Origin of the sequence: Maribacter sp. 2-571 (assembly GCF_050589625.1) — a bacterium.
In the GTDB taxonomy this organism is placed as follows: Bacteria; Bacteroidota; Bacteroidia; order Flavobacteriales; family Flavobacteriaceae; genus Pelagihabitans.
Genome location: NZ_JBNGOP010000045.1, coordinates 1 through 20,298, shown reverse-complemented (window position 1 = coordinate 20,298; position 20,298 = coordinate 1). Strand labels below are relative to the sequence as shown.

Below are 20,298 nucleotides of genomic sequence, written 5' to 3'. Positions count from 1 at the left end.
TTTCAAATTTCAAAGAACGACAATTGCAACCAATTGAAAATCTTTTAGTTACAACCGGACACTATTGACTTTGTACTCATTACTTAATACTAATCAAAGTACGGTCAACTCTTCATTGTTAATTCCTTAATTGCTAATTGCTAATTGCTAATTGTAAATTGAAAAACCCCGCTTTTACCGAAGCAAAAGACATCAAAACGTAGCAGAACTATCGATAGGCGATGGAAAAGAAATGCACTATTCCCATTTAATGTTAGCATATAAAAAAGTCGGTTTTTAAAAACCGACTTTTTTATACCTATTTTCAGAAGTCAACACTGTCCTTACCCCTTTGGTATCAGAGATAACATCCCCGCGCTCAACTTCAATATATGAATATCAAATTTCATGCCAAGACCCGAAAAAATGCGCTTCGCTATTGAAACAGCGCATTCAATACCTTAGCGAGCCTTAGCCCGCCCAGTTGTAGTTGTTGCTCCACGGTTCCCCACCACTTATAACCATATTGATAGGCCAGTTGCTCCCCGACCTCTGCCGAACCATACAGTTCATTGGCAATATCCTGGGATTCCTCCACCCAATCATAAATGGTTCCTTGTTGCGCTTTCTTTCTTTGGTGCTTGTTCCACTTGGGTAAGGATGCTGAAAGTTCAGTATAGCTCATACCATAATCGTTGATCATATTGGAATCCCATACCCGATGTAAATTTGTGCCCTTGCCGAACCATTGCAGTTGTATATCATTACCGCCCTTGTCCTCCAAACGGCCCACATGCATCGGTTGGTGCAGGTCGCCGATCAAATGAACCAGCATTTTTAGATAAAAGGCCCTATCAGCGGCCGTGCTATTTTCATTACCCACCACGGCGATGCATTTTTCGATACCGATAATAAGGTCACCAAATTCACTGGGAGCCTCGTCCCCATAGGACTTATCCGCTGGAAAATTAACATAGTGCCAAGCACTGAACGAACGAAACTGTGCATCGGCCTTTATCTCGTCGGCAAATGTAGATACCGCGGCCAAGCTTTGTCCCTTTAATATTTTTTTGATTCCCTTTCTTGCCTTTCTACTCAAGTGTTGCTCGGCCACATCCCCGATGACCCGATGTCCGGTCTTGGACCACACCACCGCATTGGAAAAAGAAAAATGGGTTACCAATATTAAAAGAAACCATGCTTTTTTCATCTGTTTAAAATTTTGTAGTTTACTGAAAATGAAGAAACTAAAAATTTCTGCCCATTCAGTAATTCGCATAAACTTTTTTAAGCATACCCTACCGAGATGATTAAAATAAGTTTATGCTCATTTCATCTGTTTATACTTATTGTTTTTTAATAGACATGATGTAATTCGCCAATAATCATTTCGGTTGGTATCAAGAATGGTTATGGCTCATTTCATATCACTTTAATTTAGGTCGCTAAACGGGCATAGTCACCGTGCACAGTAGAAAATACCGCTTTAAAATCCATTCGCCATCCGTTGTTGGGCACTCAAAAATAGGTAAAGTCATATTAAGGATAGGTTAAAAAACTTGTGGTTCCGGTACATTTCCGCAATAATTGCAGCAATGAAACAGATAAAGGACTTTTTTAACCGCATTAAACCGGTTTATCTGCGTTATGGGGTACTGGCGTTTTTAGCCTTTATGGCATCCATTTTCCTTTTCATTACCAGTATTTATGCCGGTCTTTGGGGCAAAATACCCTCCAGATCAGAATTGGCCGATCTAAAATATCAAAGGGCTACCGAAGTATACTCCGCTGACAGTGTGCTCATCGGAAAGTTTTATCGCTACGACAGACAGCCAGTGGCATACGAAGCGTTTCCGGACTACTTGATCGCTGCACTTGTCTCCATAGAGGACGAACGTTTTTATGAACACTCGGGCATCGATTATCCCAGTTTGTTCCGTGTTGCCCTTAAAACGGTACTGATGCAAGATCAGTCTGCCGGCGGGGGCAGTACCTTGACCCAACAACTCGCCAAAAACCTATACCCGCGCAGCGAACGGAAAAAAGTTCCCTTGGTCGTAAATAAGGTCAAAGAAATGATCATGGCCTCCAGGCTCGAATCGTTGTTCTCAAAAGAAGCGCTGCTCACACGGTACCTCAACACGGTTTCCTTTGGGGACAACACCTTCGGTATCGAAAGCGCATCCCGAAAGTTCTATAACAAATCGACACCGGCATTGCGTTTGGAAGAAGCGGCCGTTTTGGTAGGAATGTTAAAAGCGACCTATGGATACAACCCGCGTGTATTTCCGGAAAACAGTATGAAAAGAAGAAACCTTGTACTGGAATCGATGCAAAAAAATGAGATGCTCACTAAAAAAGAACAAGACAGTCTTCGCCAATTGCCCCTAGCGTTAAACTACCAAATGTTCGATTATAATGCCGGTTTAGCACCCTATTTTAGGGAAGAGGTACGCAAACAACTACTGTCATGGACACAAACAGAGGAAGGGGGCGGCCATGACATCTACACGGACGGGCTCAAAATATACACTACCCTCGATTATCGCATGCAGGAACTGGCCGAAGCGGCGATGAAAAGCCATATGGCAAAGCTACAGTCCGATTTTGAAAAAAGCTATGGAAAAGGAGCGCCCTGGTTGAAAAATAAAGCCATCATCGACAAGGCGGTCCGCAGCTCGGCAGCATACAAAAAACTGATCGCAAAAGGAATTAGTCCCCAGCAAGCCATGGATAGCCTAGGACAAAAACGACAGCTTACGTTATCGGATTGGACAGGTGAAAAACAGGTAACGGCCAGTGTTACCGATAGTATCCAACATTATATGAAATTTCTAAATACCGGTTCGTTATCCATAGATGCCAAAACAGGTGCGGTAAAAACATGGATCGGAGGGGTCGATTTTGAACATTTCAAATTTGACCATGTCGCACAGAGCAAGCGACAAGTGGGATCTACCTTTAAGCCCATCGTATACACGGCCGCACTGGAAATGGGGATACCCCCTTGCGCCTATTTTTCCGCGAGCGAGGTGGCCTATGAAAACCTGAAAGGATGGTCGCCCAGCAATTCCGGCAACAAGGACGAGACCTATTTGAACTATTCCATGGAAGAGGCGTTGAGCAACTCGGTAAACACGGTAGCGGTAAAGGTACTGGAAGCTACCGGTATCAAAAATGTACTCGCACAAGCCAAAAACATGGGTGTTTTCTCTCCATTGCCCGAGCAACCCTCGGTGGCCCTGGGCACCGGTGAAATTTATATGAACGAGCTAGCGGGCGCATATGCCAGCTATGTAAACAATGGTAAGGCCGTATATCCCTATCTTATAAAAAGTATTTACGATAAAAAAGACTCCCTTTTGGTCCGTTTTGAGCCAAAGCGCGCCAAAAAACCGGCTTTTTCGAAGCAGACTCGGCAAACCATGATCGAAATGATGAAAGCTACCATCGATAGGGGAACCGCGAAGCGGATTCGCACCACTTATGGTCTTACCAATGCCATTGCGGGCAAGACGGGAACAACACAAAACAATAAAGATGCCTGGTTCGTTGCCCTGACGCCAAAGTTGGTACATGTGACCTGGGTGGGACACGACAACCATCAAATAGGGTTTAAGACCACGGGCTTGGGACAAGGGGCGAATGCCGCGCTACCCATATTTGCGTTATGGTATAAGGCACTTGAAAAAGAGAAACGGTTCCATCATTATACCAGAGCTACCTTTGAGCGGCCCATGCGGACCGTTCAAGATCAACTGGCGTGTCCGCCCATAAAAAAGGACGGCTTTTTCAAAAGACTTTTTAAGAACCCCAATAAAAAGAAAAGCAAGCGTTTCCGCTCCAGGGGATGAGCGATGGCCTAAAAAAATTTGTCCAATAAGTTATAAATTGATATATTTATGATATCATTTTAATATCACTTCTCTTATGACAAACGAAAAAACCATTCAGCCCATAAACGGATATCTTGTTTTACTGCTCTCACTAATCGCTATTATCGGGGGCATAACACTCTTTTTCAAAGCGCATCATATCTTGGCTATTGTTGCCATCTTGATCGGAATCATTTTGGGATCCGGTTTTGTATTGGTCAACCCCAATAGCTCAAGAGTATTGTTATTGTTCGGGAAATATGTAGGAACCATTAAAAGCAACGGACTCTTTTGGACAAACCCTCTGTATAGCAAAAAGAAGATATCGTTACGGGCCAGCAACTTCGACAGCGAACGTTTAAAAGTGAACGATAAGCTCGGGAATCCCATTATGATCAGTACCATTCTGGTATGGCGGGTCACCGATACCTATAAAGCCGCCTTTGAAGTAGATGATTACCAGAATTTTGTTCGGGTACAGACCGATGCCGCCGTGCGCAAACTCGCCAGTATGTATCCTTACGACAACTTTGCCGACGAAGGACTTGATGAGGACATTACCTTAAGATCAAGCGTAAACGAGGTCAGTGAAGCGCTTGAAAAAGAGATCCAAGAACGTTTGGCCATGGCAGGCATAGAAGTATTGGAGGCCCGTATCGGTTATTTGGCCTATGCACAGGAAATCGCCAATGCCATGTTAAAGCGACAACAGGCGACCGCCATCGTTGCCGCCAGACATAAAATAGTGGAAGGTGCGGTAAGCATGGTAGAAATGGCGCTGGCCGAACTGAACAAAAATGATGTTGTAGCCCTTGATGAGGAGCGAAAGGCCGCAATGGTAAGCAACCTGATGGTTGTATTGTGCTCCGATAAGGATGCGTCCCCAGTAGTCAATACCGGAACCCTAAACCACTAAAAGTTATGCGCGTTTTTAATGAATTACAACGTTTTGACCAATGGTGGTCGCGTTTGGGCGCCGCTGCACTCCTTTTGGCACTTTCTTATGGATGTTACCACTGGTACGTACTGGGAAACGCGGTCGGTAATATCGGCCCCGGTGACCACATACCGCAACTGATAGCCATATTCGCCATCGTGCTATCCGTGCTGTTCGTAAAAATGATCACCTTACGGAGCCAAATTGATGAGCGGGGCATCCGTTACCAGTTTTTTCCTTTTCATCGCTCGTATAGAAACGTTCCTTGGGCAGCAATTTCCAGTGTTACCGTTCGTACCTACGGCCCACTGAAGGAATACGGTGGGTGGGGGTACCGCTTATCCCCAAAAAACGGAAAAGCGTATAATATTCGCGGAACAAAGGGCATTCAGCTGCACTTGACAGATGGAGAAAAAATATTGATCGGTACCCAAAAGGAAAAAGATGCCCAAGCCATTTTAGATCGTTATTTTAAATCCTCAAACGCTTTAAATCTCTAAGACGATAACACTATGAGAATACTACCACTATTGGTATTAATAATCCCCATAATTCTTTCATCACAAACCGTGATCCAAGAAGATATAGCGCTGAAAAACGGTACTATTGACATTCCCGGCACCTTAACATACGACACGGAAATAACGGAACAACACTTGGTCATTTATGTCCATGGCTCGGGAAACGTAGACCGGAACGGAAATCAATCGGCATTGGTAACCCCAAACTATATTCGGGCATTATCGGACAGCCTTGTTCAACGGGGTATTGCGTTCTACCGTTATGACAAGCGCACGGCGACCGCATCAAACATTAAAAAGATGCTTCCCAATATTTCGATTTCGGATTTTGTTGCCGATCTTTTGATTGCCATAGACCATTTTAAGCAAGACCCACGTTTTTCGAGTATCACGCTAATCGGTCACAGTCAGGGTTCTTTGATAGCGCTGCTGGCCGAAAACAATGCCGTGGACCGCTACATTTCCTTGGCCGGGGCAGGAAGAACCATCGACAAAATTATCGTAGAACAATTGAACGCCAGCAATAAGGAAATTGGCGAAATGGCAAAGGGTTATTTCAAAACACTTCAAAACAAGGACACTATTGATACAGTCGATCCATTGTTGCTAGGGCTCTTCAATCCTTACATGCAGAAGTTTATCAAATATTGGGCATCGATAGATCCTACCGATCAAATCAAAAAAGTAAAAGTCCCCACCCTTATTTTACATGGCGATGCCGATACTCAGGTACCCGTTACCGATGCGGAAGCTTTACACCGTGCCAAACCCGGTTCAAAATTGGTGATCATCCCAAAAATGAACCATGTATTGAAGACCGTAAACGACGAGACGGAAAATCTGGCGTCGTACACCAATGAAAAGTATCCATTATCCAGTATCTTGGTCGACACGATCGCGAACTTCATCAAACCCTGAACATGGCCAAAAAAAAGGCATTTGCATTACGTTTGAACGAAGACATGCTCAAGGCATTGGAAAAATGGGCCGCTGATGAATTTAGAAGCACCAACGGGCAAATCGAATACCTTTTGATGCAGTCTTTGAAAGCGTCCAAAAGAGCGCCAAAGAAAAAATCGGACAACACCTGATACCCACTAGGTATGAACGCCCCAAGGCCCATCATGGACCTATATCCGATTTTTGCCGCCATTGTTTTCCAAATAGTTTTTTGGCCTACGTCCCAGCAACGCCAACATGTACCCTTTTCAACTTTTCCCTTAGCCATCTGTTCACAAAAAAGACCAACATCATAGCGCTTTTTTCTTCCGGCCTACAAGTTGGAATTGCCGATTTTTGGGATTTCCTTAACGGTTTAAACCTGTACATTTGTGCTATCATAAGCACCGAACCAATGACCAAGCCCCTCAGCATTTTACTACTGCTGATACCGCTTTTCGTAAGCGGTCAAAACAAATCTTTTAGGGTTACCCATACCGGCGACAGCTTCAACATCGATGGTGTTTTGGACGAACCGATTTGGGATAAGGCCGAAAGCGCTTCCGATTTTCAACAATACTTCCCCACCGATTCCATTTTGGCCCAACAGCCTACAGAAATAAAAATGGTATATAGCAAAACCACCCTATATATCGGCATTACGGTACGTTCCACAGGCAACGATTGGGTAATTTCCTCGCTGCAGCGCGATTTTCGAGCCGGTAGCAGCGATAACATCAGCCTTCTTTTCGATACCTTCAATGATGGCACGAACGCGTTTCTTTTTGGAGTAAACCCATATGGCGTACGCAGGGAAGCTTTAATTTCCGGTGGTGGGCAAAACCTTCGGGGCTTCACCACCTCGTGGGACGTAAAATGGAAGGGAGAGACCAAATTGTACGACAATTACTATACCGCCGAGCTTGCCATACCGCTTACCTCATTTAAATTCAAGGAAGGGGAAACCAAGTGGCGTTTTCAAAGCTATCGCTTCGACCAACAGAACAATGAGCGTAGCGTATGGTACAAAGTTCCACAGAACCAGTTGATATTCAATCTCGCCTTTATGGGCGATATGATTTTTGAAAAGCCCTTGGGCCGATCCAGAACACCACTGGCCCTTATCCCATATATCAATGCGATTACCGAAAGGGACCTGTCTACCGACAAAGGGTTCAACAACGTGAAAGTCGGAGGTGACGCAAAGGTGGCCATTGGCAATGGCATGAACTTGGATGTGACCATCAATCCCGATTTTTCCAATGTGGAGGTCGATGCCATTGTTACCAATCTTACCCGATTTGAAATCGGTTTGCCGGAACGACGCCAATTTTTTGTGGACAACAGCGACCTTTTCGGGAGTTTTGGGGGCGGTAGGGATGCCAATCCATTTTTTTCGCGCCGTATCGGAATCGCTAGGGACAGTGCCGGAAACAACATTGAAAACAGGATTTTGGGAGGAATTCGTTTGAGCGGAAAACTGAACGAGGATTGGCGGCTCGGTTTTTTGAGCATACAGACCGATGAAGATGTGGACAATGCCATAGCCTCGAACAACAATACCATGTTGGCTCTACAAAAGAAGGTTTTTGCGCGATCTAATTTTGGTATGTTCTTCATCAACAAACAGTCTTTTGAAGATTATGATTTTCTGGAACGGGAGGACGAATACAATCGCGTTGTCGGGGTCGACTACAACTTGGCTTCGGCCGATAACAAATGGCTGGGGAAATTTTATGGCCACAAATCGTTTCAGCCCGATGATGATGAAGGCAATTTGTCCTTGGGCGCCTTTATGGCCAGAAACTCCCGGTCGTTCAACTTTTTTACGGACTGGGTCCATATCGATAACGACTTTCGATCGGACCTCGGTTTTATACGACGTACCGATATTATGAAGGTAGCCACCTCGGCAGAGGCCGTTTTTTGGCCAAAAAACGAAAAAATAAACAACTACAGCTTCGAGTTGTTACCGATCGTTACTTGGCGGCCCGAGCTCGATTATCAAAAAACGGATCATGCGATAAACGCCTTTGCCGGAATGGAATTTAGCGACCAGTCCGAATTGAGCCTGGGGTTTACCAATGACTTTACCTTTTTGACCGCCGAAGACGATAATTTTGTTCCTGCAGGCGACGCGGACGGCATACCCTTGCCAAACCTTCAAGGATATCATTACAATAGCATGGGCTTCTTTTACGAATCCAATCCGGCGCAAGTATTTTCGTATAATGGAGGGACTACGGTAGGCCGTTTTTTTAATGGAAATCTTTTTTCGGTAGAAGCGGAAATGACACTACGGATACAACCCAAGGCCCTCATTTCGTTACAGGTAAACTATGATAAGATCAGCTTGCCCGCCCCCTACCCCAGTGCCGATTTTTGGCTAATCAGTCCCAGGGTCGCGTTGACCTTTAGCAAATCGGTTTTTTGGACCACCCTGTTCCAATATAGCAACCAACAGGATAACTTGGGCATCAATTCCAGATTGCAATGGCGATTTGCACCGCTATCGGACCTTTTCATCGTTTACAACGACAACTATTTTGTAAACCAATTTGCACCCAGGTTCAGGTCGCTAAATTTAAAATTCACCTACTGGCTCAACATTTGATCGAATCAACGTTCTTCCGTTTTGATGACGATATGGAAGAAGATTGTACCATTTTAAGGTTAAAACGGCAGTATTTAAAAAACGACGATAGTGAACTATAAAATGCTTTGTTCCGATTTGGATGGCACCCTACTTGCCACAAAAAGTGACGTTTCCGCAACTGCAATTGCAGAAATCCGCCGTATTAAGGACAGGATGAAGGTGGTATTGGTTTCTGCGAGAATGCCGAAGGCCATGTATTATATTCAACGTGACCTGGGTATTCTAAACGAACCCATTATCTGCTATAACGGGGCATACATTTTGCACGGGGGCAAAACGCTCTCCTCTACTTTGATACCCATGCACCTTGTCAATAGCATTAACGACCTAGCAAAAGCATTCGAAATCGCCCTTGGCCTTTATTATAAGCACGAATGGTATGTACCCGGCGATTCGGAGCGGGTGCAAAAAGAAATCAAGTATACCAAATCGGCTCCGGTATTTCAAGGAACCCGCGCCGTTTTGAACGATTTTGAAAAAAGGGATATCGGCGCGCATAAAATCATGCTCATGGGTACCAAGGAAGGTACGGACGGTATTTTCCCGGAGCTCCAAAAAACAGTGGGTACCGCCGTACATTTATACCGTTCGAACGACACCCTGATCGAAATCGCCCCGAAATCCATTTCCAAACTTTCCGCCATCGGCTCCATACTTGCCGAGGACGATTCGTTTTCCGATGTCATCGCCTTTGGGGACAACTACAACGACCTGGAAATGCTTCAAAAGGTGGGTTGTGGTGTTGCCGTGGAGAATGCGCGACCGGAGGTAAAGGCGGTAGCGGACCACGTTACCTTGGCCAACACTGAGGATGGGGTCGCACATTTTATCAAGAAAAACTTGTTTATTTAACTATATTTGAAATATCCCTAACCATACGCTATATGCAGGAAACCATTACCACACCACTCATTACGAACGACACCGTGGTCTTTGGTCTGTTAGCACTCTGCCTGGGATTTATTTTTTATACGAGTTCCATTAAAACCGGTTTTTGGGGCAAATTTTACGGTATTGTTCCCGCAGTGCTCATGTGCTACCTACTTCCCGCAATACTATCTAGTTCGGGAGTTATCTCCGACGACAGTTCCGACCTCTATTTTGTGGCAAGCAGGTATTTACTGCCCGCCGCGCTGGTATTAATGACATTGAGCATAGACCTCAAAGCGATCTCCAATTTGGGATCCAAGGCCCTGATCATGTTCCTTACGGGATCTGCGGGTATTATTATCGGTGGCCCGATCGCCATTCTCATTGTTTCTATTTTTTCACCGGAAACCGTAGGCGGAAACGATTTTGATGCCACCTGGAGAGGGCTATCCACTATTGCCGGGAGTTGGATCGGGGGTGGTGCGAACCAAGCGGCCATGCTGGAGATTTTTCAATACAATCCCGAAAAATATGGCGGTATGGTACTCATCGATATCGTGGTCGCGAACGTTTGGATGGCCATCATCCTCTTAGGCGCGGGAAAGAGCCAACGTATCGATGCCTGGCTGCAATCCGATACGACCGCTATTGAAAGGCTAAAAATAAAGGTGACAGCGTTTTCCGAACGAATTACCAGGGTCCCCACGCTAAAAGATTATATGATGATGCTGTTCTTTGCCTTTACGGCAGTCGGTATCGCACACTTTTTTGGCGACTACCTCAGTGCCCTTTTAAAAGAAACATTTACCAGTGTAAGCGATAAAAAAAGTTTTCTCTCTTTTTTGGGTTCCGCATTTTTTTGGATGGTCGTATTGGCTACGGGAATCGGTATCGCGTTATCCTTCACCAAAGCCAAAAACTACGAGGGAGCGGGTGCCAGTAAAATCGGGGGCATGTTTATCTATATCCTGGTCGCTACCATAGGCATGAAAATGGATTTGGGCAAGGTATTGGAAAATCCCGGATTGATCGCCGTCGGGTTTATTTGGATCTCCATACATGCTGGACTGCTTATCCTCGTCGCCAAACTCATCAAGGCACCGTATTTCTTTTTGGCCGTAGGTAGCCAGGCGAATGTGGGCGGTGCAGCTTCAGCGCCGGTAGTAGCGGCAGAATTTCATCCTTCCCTGACCTCCGTCGGGGTGTTGTTGGCCGTTCTAGGATATGTAGTAGGTACGGGAGGTGCGCTCCTATGCGCTTACCTTATGGAAGTTGCCTCAGGCCTCAACTAATGTTAAAAAGTCCATAGGGCTGCCTTTCCGCACCCTGTGCAGTGGTCAACAGCCTACATTTTCGGCTCCAAACAAAAGTTTAAACTACTCCATTGCCATAATACCATTTTAAGGTTGAAATAGTATCGTAGCCAAGGCTATGCTTAAATCTCCGGTCGAGCTGAGGACAGGCTTTTTAGCTTGAACGACTAACAAACAATTCCATTTCCATACCTGCTATTTCAACATTAAAATGGCATAACATTCTTGGCGCGACATGAAAAAAATCCGCATCTTTGCCCCACCAAAAATGAAGCCATGAAACATACCAGTATCGCTTTTGTACTTTTAGCCCTGTTGCTCTCCTGTGGAGACGGGATTACCGAAAACACGATGACGGTTACCGGACAGGTAAAAGGCCTAAAAAAAGGCGTTCTTTACCTCCAACACATTCCCGATAGTACCTTAGCGGTGGCAGACTCCATACAAATCGACGGGGACGGCCATTTTTCCCTATCGGCCGAGCTGGAAAGCCCCGAAGTTTTTTACCTCTATCTGAACAAAAAAGATAACAACGCTATTAACGACCGGATTACATTTTTTGGAGAGCCCGGAACGATTACCATCAACACCGTTTGGAATACATTTGACAAAAATGCCGACATAAAAGGTTCCGAAACACATGAGAAACTTGAAGAATATCAGAAAATGATGTCGCGTTTTAATCGCAAACAACTTGAGATCATGCAACAGGCATTGAACAAGGAGCTCAATTTGAGTACCGCCGAGCTCGATTCGCTACAACAACTGGGCGATAAAAACGATAAAAGAAGCTATGCCTTCGCACTCACCTATGCCCTGAACAACAAGGAGTCGCACATTGCCCCATACATTGCGGTACATGGAGTACCCGATGCAAATCCAAAATACCTGGACTCGATCTTGAGTGTGCTCCCTCCCGAGATAGCCGATTCAAAATACGGAAGGGCATTGGCCGCTATCCTAAAAAAGAACAATAGCGATTAGCAAAAGCTAGGCCACCATGCATTTAAAATGCATAGGTTTATGGGAAAAGAATGAAATTCTTTTTCAACATTCCGCAAAAGTAGCGGTAAGCTATTTTGCAATCTATAAAAATTGCCGACTGCCAAGTGCGACTGCGGAATTATTGAAGGTTTATAACCCCGGGTACTTGCAGGAAAGTGCATCCTTTTAACTGAGACCCGTGACCCGCTATTAAAAATAAAAAGCCCTCGAAAATCGAGGGCTTTTTATTTTTAATAGCGGGTAACGTACTTATCCCAACTTGTTGATCTCCGCTACAAGTCCCTTGGCCTTTGTCTCCAAGGTCTCACGAACATCGTTCAAGTGTTTTTTTCTGTTGTCCACGGAACGGTCGTTGATCTTTACGATCAACTCGTCGAAAGTCGCTATTGCACTATCTATAATTTTTGAGCCTTCTTTGGAATCCTGTTTTCCGTTAGCGGCTTCTACAATGTAGACGGCCTCGATAAGGTCTCCCAAAACATTATTGACATCTTTCTTTAAATCTCTAATACTTGCCATTACTTATTTTTTGATAAAATTACTGTTTTTCTATTCGCTTTGGATCAAGAAATACATTTTAATAAATGTTCTTTTCCAAACGTGGCTTTGTGTTTAAATGGTTACCTCCAATAATTTAGCGGATTCGGTTTTTATGCTGATTCTTGTTGAAGCCGCGGCCACCAATACCGTTTCACCTTTTTGAATAGGAACGCTACCAAACTCGTTTTCGATGATGGCTCCACCACTTACACACATAAAAATGGTAAAACTATCCCTAGCTTCGACGGGAATATCCAAATTAGAAGTCAACTCCAAGTAGTTGGTGGTAAAATAAGGACAGGTCACCATATCGTTTACCTGATCTTTTTGTGTTTCGTATTGTACCTTAAAATCGTCCTTTCGTTTATAATCGATGGCATCCAAGGCCTGCTCGGTGTGCAGCTCCCTCAAATTTCCGTCTTTATCCTTCCGGTTAAAGTCGAACACCCGGTAGGTAATGTCCGATGTCTGTTGTATTTCGGCCAGTAAGACCCCGGCTCCGATGGCGTGAATTTTCCCCGTATTGATGAAAAAGGTATCTCCTTCTTTCACCTTTTCATAATTCAACAATTCCAAAAGGGTATCGTTCTTTAGGCTTTCACTATAGGTTTCCTTTGTAACGTCCCTGTTAAAACCCACGATCAGATTGGCATCATCGTCCGCATCCATAATGTACCACATTTCGGTTTTCCCAAAGGAGTTGTGCCGCTCTTTCGCCAGAGCGTCATCCGGATGCAACTGAATGGATAGATCCTGCTTTGCATCGATAAACTTGATCAAAATGGGAAAATCGTCCCCAAAACGTTCGATGACGCTTTTTCCCAGAAGTTTATCCGCGTGGGTATCGATAAGTTCCTGTAAGGAAGTTCCGGAAAGTTCCCCGTTAGCAACAACGGATACGTCGCCATCCACTGCCGAAAGCTCCCAACTTTCGCCGGTAATATCGCTCTTACCGGGCTTTCCCAAAACTTCCTTAAGTTTGGTACCGCCCCAAAGGCGTTCTTTTAATATTGGGTGAAATTTTAACGGATACGTACTCATTTGGGTAGTGATTTTAAGGTTTTTAAGGCATTTCGAATGTGACCATTGGCACCGATATTATTGAACACCATAAGCACTTCTCCATTCGTATCGATTACGTAGGTTTCCCTTCCAGGAACGAACAGTAAACTATTTTCTACGCGGAAAAGACGACGTACCTTCTTATCGGGATCGGACAGCAACAAAAATGGGAGGTCGTGCCGACTGGCAAACTTTTGGTGTGTTTTTTCGGAATCGGAACTGATTCCGATTACTGCAGCCCCCAAATCGGTAAAATCTTCATAACGGTCCCGAAATTCACATGCTTCTTTAGTACATGCCGGGGTATTGTCCTTTGGATAAAAATAAATGACCAAAGGCTGCTTTCCTATCCAGTCCTTGGAGTTGAAAATATCCCCATGCTGGTCTTTTAATGAAAACTCCGGTATTTTACTTCCTACTTTTAGTCCCATAATTATCCGCAATAGGTAACGAAGTTCCTAGGCGTTTCGTACAGCACCACTTCCAATTCCTTATCCGCTGCAATGTGCGGTCTGAGTTTGTTCCAGATGACGACAGCAATGTTTTCGGCCGTGGGGTTGAGTTTTGCAAATTCAGGTACCTCCTCGTTCAAGTTTTTATGGTCGAATGCATTCTCCACTTCACTTTTGATCAGGTCTTTCAGCACTTTCACATCGATAACAAAACCGGTTTCCGGGTCGATTTCGCCGGTGGCACTTACCACCAGTTCATAATTGTGCCCATGAAATTTAGGGTTGTTGCATTTTCCGAAAACCGCGTCGTTCTTTTCAAAACTCCAATCGGGTCGATACAACCGATGGGCCGCATTAAAATGTGCTCTCCTACTTACCTTAACCTTCATTGGACGCGGGGTTTTGTGCAATATGTGTATAAAATTTCTCAAATATGATCTTGAACCATGCCGTATAGGAATCAGGATTCGATTCTATATCCGTTTTCACGGCCTGTGGTGTCATCCACTTCCAGTCGGCCACCTCGTCCAAGTTGATTTTTGGGGCATCGTTATAGCTCCCGATCATCACATGATCTAATTCATGTTCCGTAAGCCCATTATCAAAAGGTGCCTTGTAGGTAAATGAAAAAAGCTCTTTAAGATCGGTCACAAAGCCCATTTCTTCCTCGAGCCTTCTTTTACCGGCCGCAATATTGCTTTCCCCGACCCGTTGATGACTACAACAGGTATTGGTCCAAAGCAATGGCGAATGGTACTTGTGCCCTGCCCTTTGTTGCAGCATGGTCTCGCCTTTGTCATTCATTACAAACACTGAAAATGCCCGATGCAAAACGGCTTTTTCATGGGCCTCCATCTTCGCCATTGTTCCGATTTCCTCGTCCTTTTCATTTACCAATATAACCTGCTCTTCTTTCAAACTGCAATTTTTTTTAATTTCAAACCATCTCTTATCTAGCATTGCAAAAATAAGACCTTTGAACAAGTATAGCCACGCTTGGAACATAAAAAACCAAGATCATAATACATTACAGCAAGTGTTGCGGAAGCAGTATGATTAGGAAGTAGTTTTGAAAAACAGAATCTGGTCCATTACCGTTACCATATCGATTTGACCTATTACCATTTTAAAGGAAAAGTGGTATAACTCCCGGAAAGTTACGATAGTTGATCGCTGTACACGGTATTAGCAACCAGGGAAAAATTACTGCAGTTTTCACGACATGTTCCCTAAGGAAGTACTGCCTTTCAAAAATGGTAATATAAGGATACGTTTTTATAACCAGCGAAAGGAATCACTGAAAATACGGATCAAGGATTCCAAATCCCTAACTATTCTTTACAGCGATTTAAACTTACAAACGCCAACGTCATTGCACACGGACCCTCAACCTTATTTAAGTTCGACATCAAGAACCGTTAGCTGCGGGATAATATGGCAAGCATGTACACCAGTCGCATTGAAATAAAATGTCATGTTTACATAAAAACTTTGGGATGGAACCCCAATACGCAAGTTCCAAAAGCAGACTGAAAAAACTTTAAAGAAAACCTATTCCTCTATGATGAATTCTGATCTTCTGTTCAATTCATGTTCGGCGGCCGAACATTTGGCACCACCATTGGTACATTCGTTTACCAATTTAGTTTCTCCAAAGCCTTCGCTTACCAAGCGGTCTTTAGCAATACCCTTCGCTATCATATAGTTTACGGTAGCTTCTGCCCTTTTTTGGGAGAGCAGCAGGTTATAGGAATCCTTACCTCTACTATCGGTGTGCGAATTCACTTTTATCTTAAGACTTGGATATTTTTCCATTGCGGCAATCACCTTCTCTACTTCCACTTCGGAATCTTTTCGAATGTTATACTTATCAAAATCAAAGTATATCGTGCTCAGCTGCAATAATTTTGCCAAGTCATCACCAAAACCAGCGGTAATCGTATCCTTTTCCAAATAGAAATCAATGATTTTGGCCTTCCCATCCGATTTGCCCAAATACTCCTCAGAGGGAACATAACCTTGAACGGTAGCCCTTACAAAATTTCCTTGGTTACAATCGATGGACAACGTATAATTTCCATCAGCATCCGTGATGGTCGACATAATTTCATCATTATTTTCATCGATGACTTTAACCGTGGCCCCTACCAAAACCTCGTTCGATACCTTATCCCGAACGGTACCCGTAATTTCTTGAACGCATTCCAGATTCAAACGTTCCGTTTCCAAAAATGCATAAATGTCATCTGCACCTTGACCATCGGCCCGATTCGAGGCGAAATAGCCTTTTCTACTCTCGGCGTCAATAATGAACGTGAAGTCGTCCATCTTGCTATTTACCGGTTCGCCAACATTCAAGATGGCCTCTTCAAATTTGCCCTCCTTAATTTTAGTAGCGAAAACATCCAAACCGCCTAATCCAGGATGACCGTCCGAAGAAAAATACAATACGTTTTCACCCGTTACGAACGGAAAGGTTTCCCGCGCTTCGGTATTGATGGTATTCCCGAGATTTACAGGCGTCCCAAAGGTACCGTCCTCCTTAACTTCGGTCATAAAAATATCAGAGGCACCCAACGATCCCGTCATATCGGATACGAAGTAGAGCGTTTTTTCATCTGGACTAAGTGCGGGATGTGCAACGGAGTATGCATCGCTGTTGAACGGCAGCTCCTCCAAATTTCCCCAAGCGCCCTCATCCGTCATCGTAGCCCTGAAGACCTTTAACCGAATAACACCCTCTTCGTCCTTTATATATTTTCCTTCCTTAAAGTTATTTCTAGTAAAATAGAGCGTATTTCCGTCCTTGGTAGTAACGGAGGTAGATTCGTGCAAACGCGTATTGACCCCTTCACCCAATTTGGAAACCGTACTCGTCGAGAGGCTATCGGCATCTACTTTGTACAGGTCTAAAAAGTCTTTGGAATTCCACGTGTGTCGATATCTCGCGAGGTTGCCCGTATCCCTATCAGAAGAAAAAATAAGTCCTTCCTTATAGAAGGAGGGAGCAAAATCGGAATAAGGCGAGTTGTATTTAAACGCCTCCAACCGATAACGACCGGAGTTGTTTTTGATGTCCTCTAAAAAGCTACTTTCGGTATTATAGAGCTTGGCCCTGTTATCGTCCGTGGTCAACTTTGCGAACTCGGCCATTGCTGTTTTGGCACCATCATAGTCACTTAGGGTCTTTAAGGTCTGTGCATATCTAAAATATTCCTCAGGCCCTACTTCCGAGGGATAATTCTTTACCAGTTTTTGATAGGTTTCCGCCGCTTCGGCGTAGTCTGCATTAAAATAGTAAGAGTTCCCCAGTTTTTTCAACAAATCGGAGGAGACATACCCTTTATCCAAAACACGTTTATAAATATCGATTGCCGGTCGAAAAGAATACTCGTCGTACCGTTCGTTCCCTTTTGTAACCAAACGGTTCTCCTTTTCCACAGTTTCTTGCGCAGAAACGTTCAAAAGAAAAAGACAACACAACATCCCAAATAAATACTGAACCTTTTTTGCCATTTGTACGTTGATTTAGAAGAAACGAGGTGATACCAATTTCTGAAATGATTTAACAAGCTCGAACCTTAGGAAAACTTCGAACGAACCGCTATTGAAACGGGTACCGCCCAATGCGGTCGTTTCCTTGTCGTAAGCCAAACCTACCATAAACTGATCGGATACCTGAAAACCTGCCAAAGCGCTCAAAGCGGCATCCCATCGGTATGCGGCCCCGAACGAAAACTTATCGTTGTATAGAAAATTTGCCGAGACATCCACTTGCAACGGTGCACCGCTGACCACCTTGGTCAACAGCGCCGGTTTGAACTTGAAATTGCTGTTCAGGTCGAATACGTATCCCGTGATCAAATAAAAATTGATGCGTTCCTGCGATAGAAACTCAATGTTGTTGGCATCTCCACCGGAACTATCAAAATGCTCCGTTTCCAATAAGTTCGGTGCGGAAAGCCCCGCATAGAATTTATTGGTATGGTAGTAGACCCCTAAACCTACATTTGGGGAAAAGCGGTTATCAATATTATCGGTATTCAGGTTTTCCCGAAGTACCGGATCTTCCCGTTGTCTCAAGTTTTCTACATCCAAATTAAAGAGATGTCCGCCCGCTTTAAGTCCGAAAGAAAGTTTCCCATCCAAGGAAACATCTATGGTGTACGATATGACCGCATCCAAATAGGTCTCCTGAACGGCACCCTCCCCTATTTCATCGTTAACTATGGACAGTCCGTAACCCACCTTACTATTCCGGATCGGAGAATGTAAATTGAGTGTTTGCGTGGTGGGAGCGCCTTCCAAACCGACCCATTGTGCACGATATAGCGCAGCGGCACTAAATTGGCCACGCGAACCGGCATAAGCCGGATTCACGCTCATGGTGTTGAACATGTATTGCGTGTACTGGGCATCTTGTTGCGCACTTGATGTTTCCCAGAAGAGCAGCACTAACAGTAGGGGTGCTAAAAAGCGCTTTTTTAGTTTCATATAGGCTAAAGCATTTATTTACTTATATATAAATAATCGTTCTCTGTAGTTTTTGATTGTCCTTCAAGATTGTACTCAAAGATATAAAAATAAACTCCCGCCGGTAGGTAGTCGGTCGCGCTCACTGTAGATCTTCCTTTTGAACGTCCGTCAAAAACGTTGTTCTGGTTGTTATAATCTTTTCCGTCGTATACCAAAACACCCCATCGGTTGAAAATCTTTAGCGTGTTGTTCAATGCCAAATCTACATTTTCGATCCACAAGAAATCGTTTCTACCGTCGCCATTAGGGGTTACGATCTGCATTACAATAATTTCCCCATCCTGCTTCGGATCCAAATAATCCGGTGTTCCATCACCGTTGGTATCGTCATTGGTAGGATCACCATCGCCGTTGGCGTCCTCGTCCGGAGTGTCGATGCCGTCGCCGTCATCGTCCAGGTCGCGATAGTTCACGTCCTCCGTACCATCGGTATCCGGTAGGTCATTGGCAGGGTCGTCGATCTCGTCGTTCACGTCGAAACCGTCGTTCACGTCGGACCCCTCGTAACCGTCGTCAAGACCGTCGCCATCCGTATCCACACCTGTGAAGGTCTGGTCCGGGATGCCGTCAAAGTTGAAATCGTTCCCCTCGTTGTTGTCCGGGACCGTATCGTTGTCGCTGTCCAGATCGATATAGTCGGGTGTTCCGTCGCCATCGTGGTCGTTCGGTACGATACCGTCGGGCAGATAGGCAGAGTTCAGCCCGTCGTTCGCCGCATAGGTCGGTGCATCATCATTATTCGGTGCAATATACCCGTCAGTAGTCTGTGCCTCTACATTGTCGGGAATACCGTCGTTGTCCGCATCGATATCCAAATGGTTCGGGATACCGTCACCATCGGTATCAAGGGGATCCGTCAGCGGATCGTTGTCAGCGTCAAGGTTGGGGTCTTCCTCGGTATCGAGGATGCCGTCGTTATCGTCATCAAGATCGGTAACATCGGGAACACCATCACCATCCGTATCCGGTCCGAAATCTGTGGGATCAAGATAGTCGGGGGTACCGTCGCCATCGGTATCGTCATTGGTAGGGTCGCCATCGCCATCGGCGTCCTCGTCCGGCGTATCGATGCCGTCGCCGTCATCGTCCAGGTCGCGATAGTTCACGTCCTCCGTACCATCGGTATCCGGCAGGTCGTTCGCAGGGTCGTCGATCTCGTCGTTCACGTCGAAACCGTCGTTCACGTCAGATCCCTCGTAACCGTCGTCAAGACCGTCGCCGTCCGTATCCACACCGGTGAAGGTCTGGTCCGGGATGCCGTCAAAGTTGAAATCGTTCCCCTCGTTGTTGTCCGGGACCGTATCGTTGTCGCTGTCAAGATCGATATAGTCCGGTGTTCCGTCGCCATCGTGGTCGTTCGGTACGATACCGTCGGGCAGATAGGCAGAGTTAAGCCCGTCGTTCGCCGCATAGGTCTCCGCATCGTCATCATTGGGCGCAATATATCCTTCGGTGGTCTGCCCCTCCACATTGTCGGGAATACCGTCGTTGTCCGCATCGATATCCAAATGGTTCGGGATGCCGTCACCATCGGTATCAAGGGGATCCGTCAGCGGATCGTTGTCACCGTCAAGGTTGGGGTCTTCCTCGGTATCGAGGATGCCGTCGTTATC

Annotated in this window: 18 protein-coding genes; 9 read left to right on the top strand and 9 right to left on the bottom strand. The window is 45.0% G+C overall.

What is annotated here, in order from left to right; translation table 11 throughout:
* Nucleotides 1-415 precede the first annotated feature (415 nt).
* The gene (locus ACRD7P_RS20435) at nucleotides 416-1,189 is read right to left on the bottom strand and encodes a S1/P1 nuclease (RefSeq protein ID WP_430909643.1); all 774 of its coding nucleotides are present in this window, start codon (nucleotides 1,187-1,189) and stop codon (nucleotides 416-418) included.
* 385 nt (nucleotides 1,190-1,574) lie between these two features.
* Between ACRD7P_RS20435 and ACRD7P_RS20430 the strand changes: the two genes are divergently transcribed.
* The 9 genes from ACRD7P_RS20430 (at nucleotide 1,575) to ACRD7P_RS20390 (ending at nucleotide 12,074) form a co-directional block, all read left to right on the top strand.
* Nucleotides 1,575-3,833 (top strand): transglycosylase domain-containing protein, encoded by a 2,259-nt coding sequence (locus ACRD7P_RS20430; protein ID WP_430909642.1) that lies wholly within the window; start codon nucleotides 1,575-1,577, stop codon nucleotides 3,831-3,833.
* A gap of 76 nt (nucleotides 3,834-3,909) precedes the next feature.
* A complete protein-coding gene (locus ACRD7P_RS20425) occupies nucleotides 3,910-4,770 on the top strand; it encodes an SPFH domain-containing protein (RefSeq protein ID WP_430909641.1) in 861 nt (286 codons plus the stop codon).
* Nucleotides 4,771-4,775: 5 nt separating this feature from the next.
* Nucleotides 4,776-5,291: a hypothetical protein gene (locus ACRD7P_RS20420; protein WP_430909640.1), complete on the top strand. Its 516-nt coding sequence runs from the start codon at nucleotides 4,776-4,778 to the stop codon at nucleotides 5,289-5,291.
* Nucleotides 5,292-5,360: 69 nt separating this feature from the next.
* Nucleotides 5,361-6,230: an alpha/beta hydrolase gene (locus ACRD7P_RS20415; RefSeq protein WP_430909638.1), complete on the top strand. Its 870-nt coding sequence runs from the start codon at nucleotides 5,361-5,363 to the stop codon at nucleotides 6,228-6,230.
* A gap of 2 nt (nucleotides 6,231-6,232) precedes the next feature.
* Nucleotides 6,233-6,403, top strand: a complete 171-nt coding sequence (locus ACRD7P_RS20410; RefSeq protein ID WP_430909637.1) for an Arc family DNA-binding protein — start codon at nucleotides 6,233-6,235, stop codon at nucleotides 6,401-6,403.
* 263 nt (nucleotides 6,404-6,666) lie between these two features.
* Nucleotides 6,667-8,865, top strand: coding sequence for a DUF5916 domain-containing protein (locus tag ACRD7P_RS20405; RefSeq protein ID WP_430909636.1), 2,199 nt, complete (start codon nucleotides 6,667-6,669; stop codon nucleotides 8,863-8,865).
* A gap of 90 nt (nucleotides 8,866-8,955) precedes the next feature.
* Complete coding sequence (locus ACRD7P_RS20400) at nucleotides 8,956-9,759, top strand: Cof-type HAD-IIB family hydrolase (protein WP_430909635.1); 804 nt, start codon at nucleotides 8,956-8,958, stop codon at nucleotides 9,757-9,759.
* A gap of 32 nt (nucleotides 9,760-9,791) precedes the next feature.
* On the top strand, nucleotides 9,792-11,069 hold the full coding sequence (locus ACRD7P_RS20395) for a DUF819 domain-containing protein (protein ID WP_430909634.1): 1,278 nt from the start codon (nucleotides 9,792-9,794) through the stop codon (nucleotides 11,067-11,069).
* A 297-nt stretch (nucleotides 11,070-11,366) separates the two neighbouring features.
* Nucleotides 11,367-12,074: a DUF4369 domain-containing protein gene (locus ACRD7P_RS20390; RefSeq protein ID WP_430909633.1), complete on the top strand. Its 708-nt coding sequence runs from the start codon at nucleotides 11,367-11,369 to the stop codon at nucleotides 12,072-12,074.
* A gap of 270 nt (nucleotides 12,075-12,344) precedes the next feature.
* On the opposite strand, the gene ACRD7P_RS20385 is transcribed toward ACRD7P_RS20390, so the two are convergent.
* The 8 genes from ACRD7P_RS20385 to ACRD7P_RS20350 all read right to left on the bottom strand — a co-directional run.
* Nucleotides 12,345-12,614 (bottom strand): hypothetical protein, encoded by a 270-nt coding sequence (locus ACRD7P_RS20385; protein WP_430909632.1) that lies wholly within the window; start codon nucleotides 12,612-12,614, stop codon nucleotides 12,345-12,347.
* 93 nt (nucleotides 12,615-12,707) lie between these two features.
* Nucleotides 12,708-13,676 (bottom strand): type I phosphomannose isomerase catalytic subunit, encoded by a 969-nt coding sequence (locus ACRD7P_RS20380; protein WP_430909631.1) that lies wholly within the window; start codon nucleotides 13,674-13,676, stop codon nucleotides 12,708-12,710.
* Nucleotides 13,673-14,128 (bottom strand): peroxiredoxin, encoded by a 456-nt coding sequence (locus tag ACRD7P_RS20375; protein ID WP_430909630.1) that lies wholly within the window; start codon nucleotides 14,126-14,128, stop codon nucleotides 13,673-13,675. The genes ACRD7P_RS20380 and ACRD7P_RS20375 overlap by 4 nt, the downstream gene beginning before the upstream one ends.
* A gap of 2 nt (nucleotides 14,129-14,130) precedes the next feature.
* Nucleotides 14,131-14,538, bottom strand: a complete 408-nt coding sequence (locus ACRD7P_RS20370) for a 6-pyruvoyl trahydropterin synthase family protein (protein ID WP_430909628.1) — start codon at nucleotides 14,536-14,538, stop codon at nucleotides 14,131-14,133.
* Nucleotides 14,528-15,067 (bottom strand): isopentenyl-diphosphate Delta-isomerase, encoded by a 540-nt coding sequence (idi, locus tag ACRD7P_RS20365; RefSeq protein ID WP_430909627.1) that lies wholly within the window; start codon nucleotides 15,065-15,067, stop codon nucleotides 14,528-14,530. Before idi ends, ACRD7P_RS20370 begins: the two co-directional genes overlap by 11 nt.
* Before the next feature lie 633 nt (nucleotides 15,068-15,700).
* Complete coding sequence (locus tag ACRD7P_RS20360; protein WP_430909626.1) at nucleotides 15,701-17,665, bottom strand: OmpA family protein; 1,965 nt, start codon at nucleotides 17,663-17,665, stop codon at nucleotides 15,701-15,703.
* Nucleotides 17,666-17,677: 12 nt separating this feature from the next.
* Entirely contained in the window at nucleotides 17,678-18,643 is a 966-nt protein-coding gene (locus tag ACRD7P_RS20355) for a PorP/SprF family type IX secretion system membrane protein (RefSeq protein ID WP_430909625.1), read from the bottom strand.
* A gap of 14 nt (nucleotides 18,644-18,657) precedes the next feature.
* The coding region (locus ACRD7P_RS20350; RefSeq protein WP_430909624.1) for a gliding motility-associated C-terminal domain-containing protein at nucleotides 18,658-20,298 on the bottom strand (1,641 nt) is incomplete at its 5' end.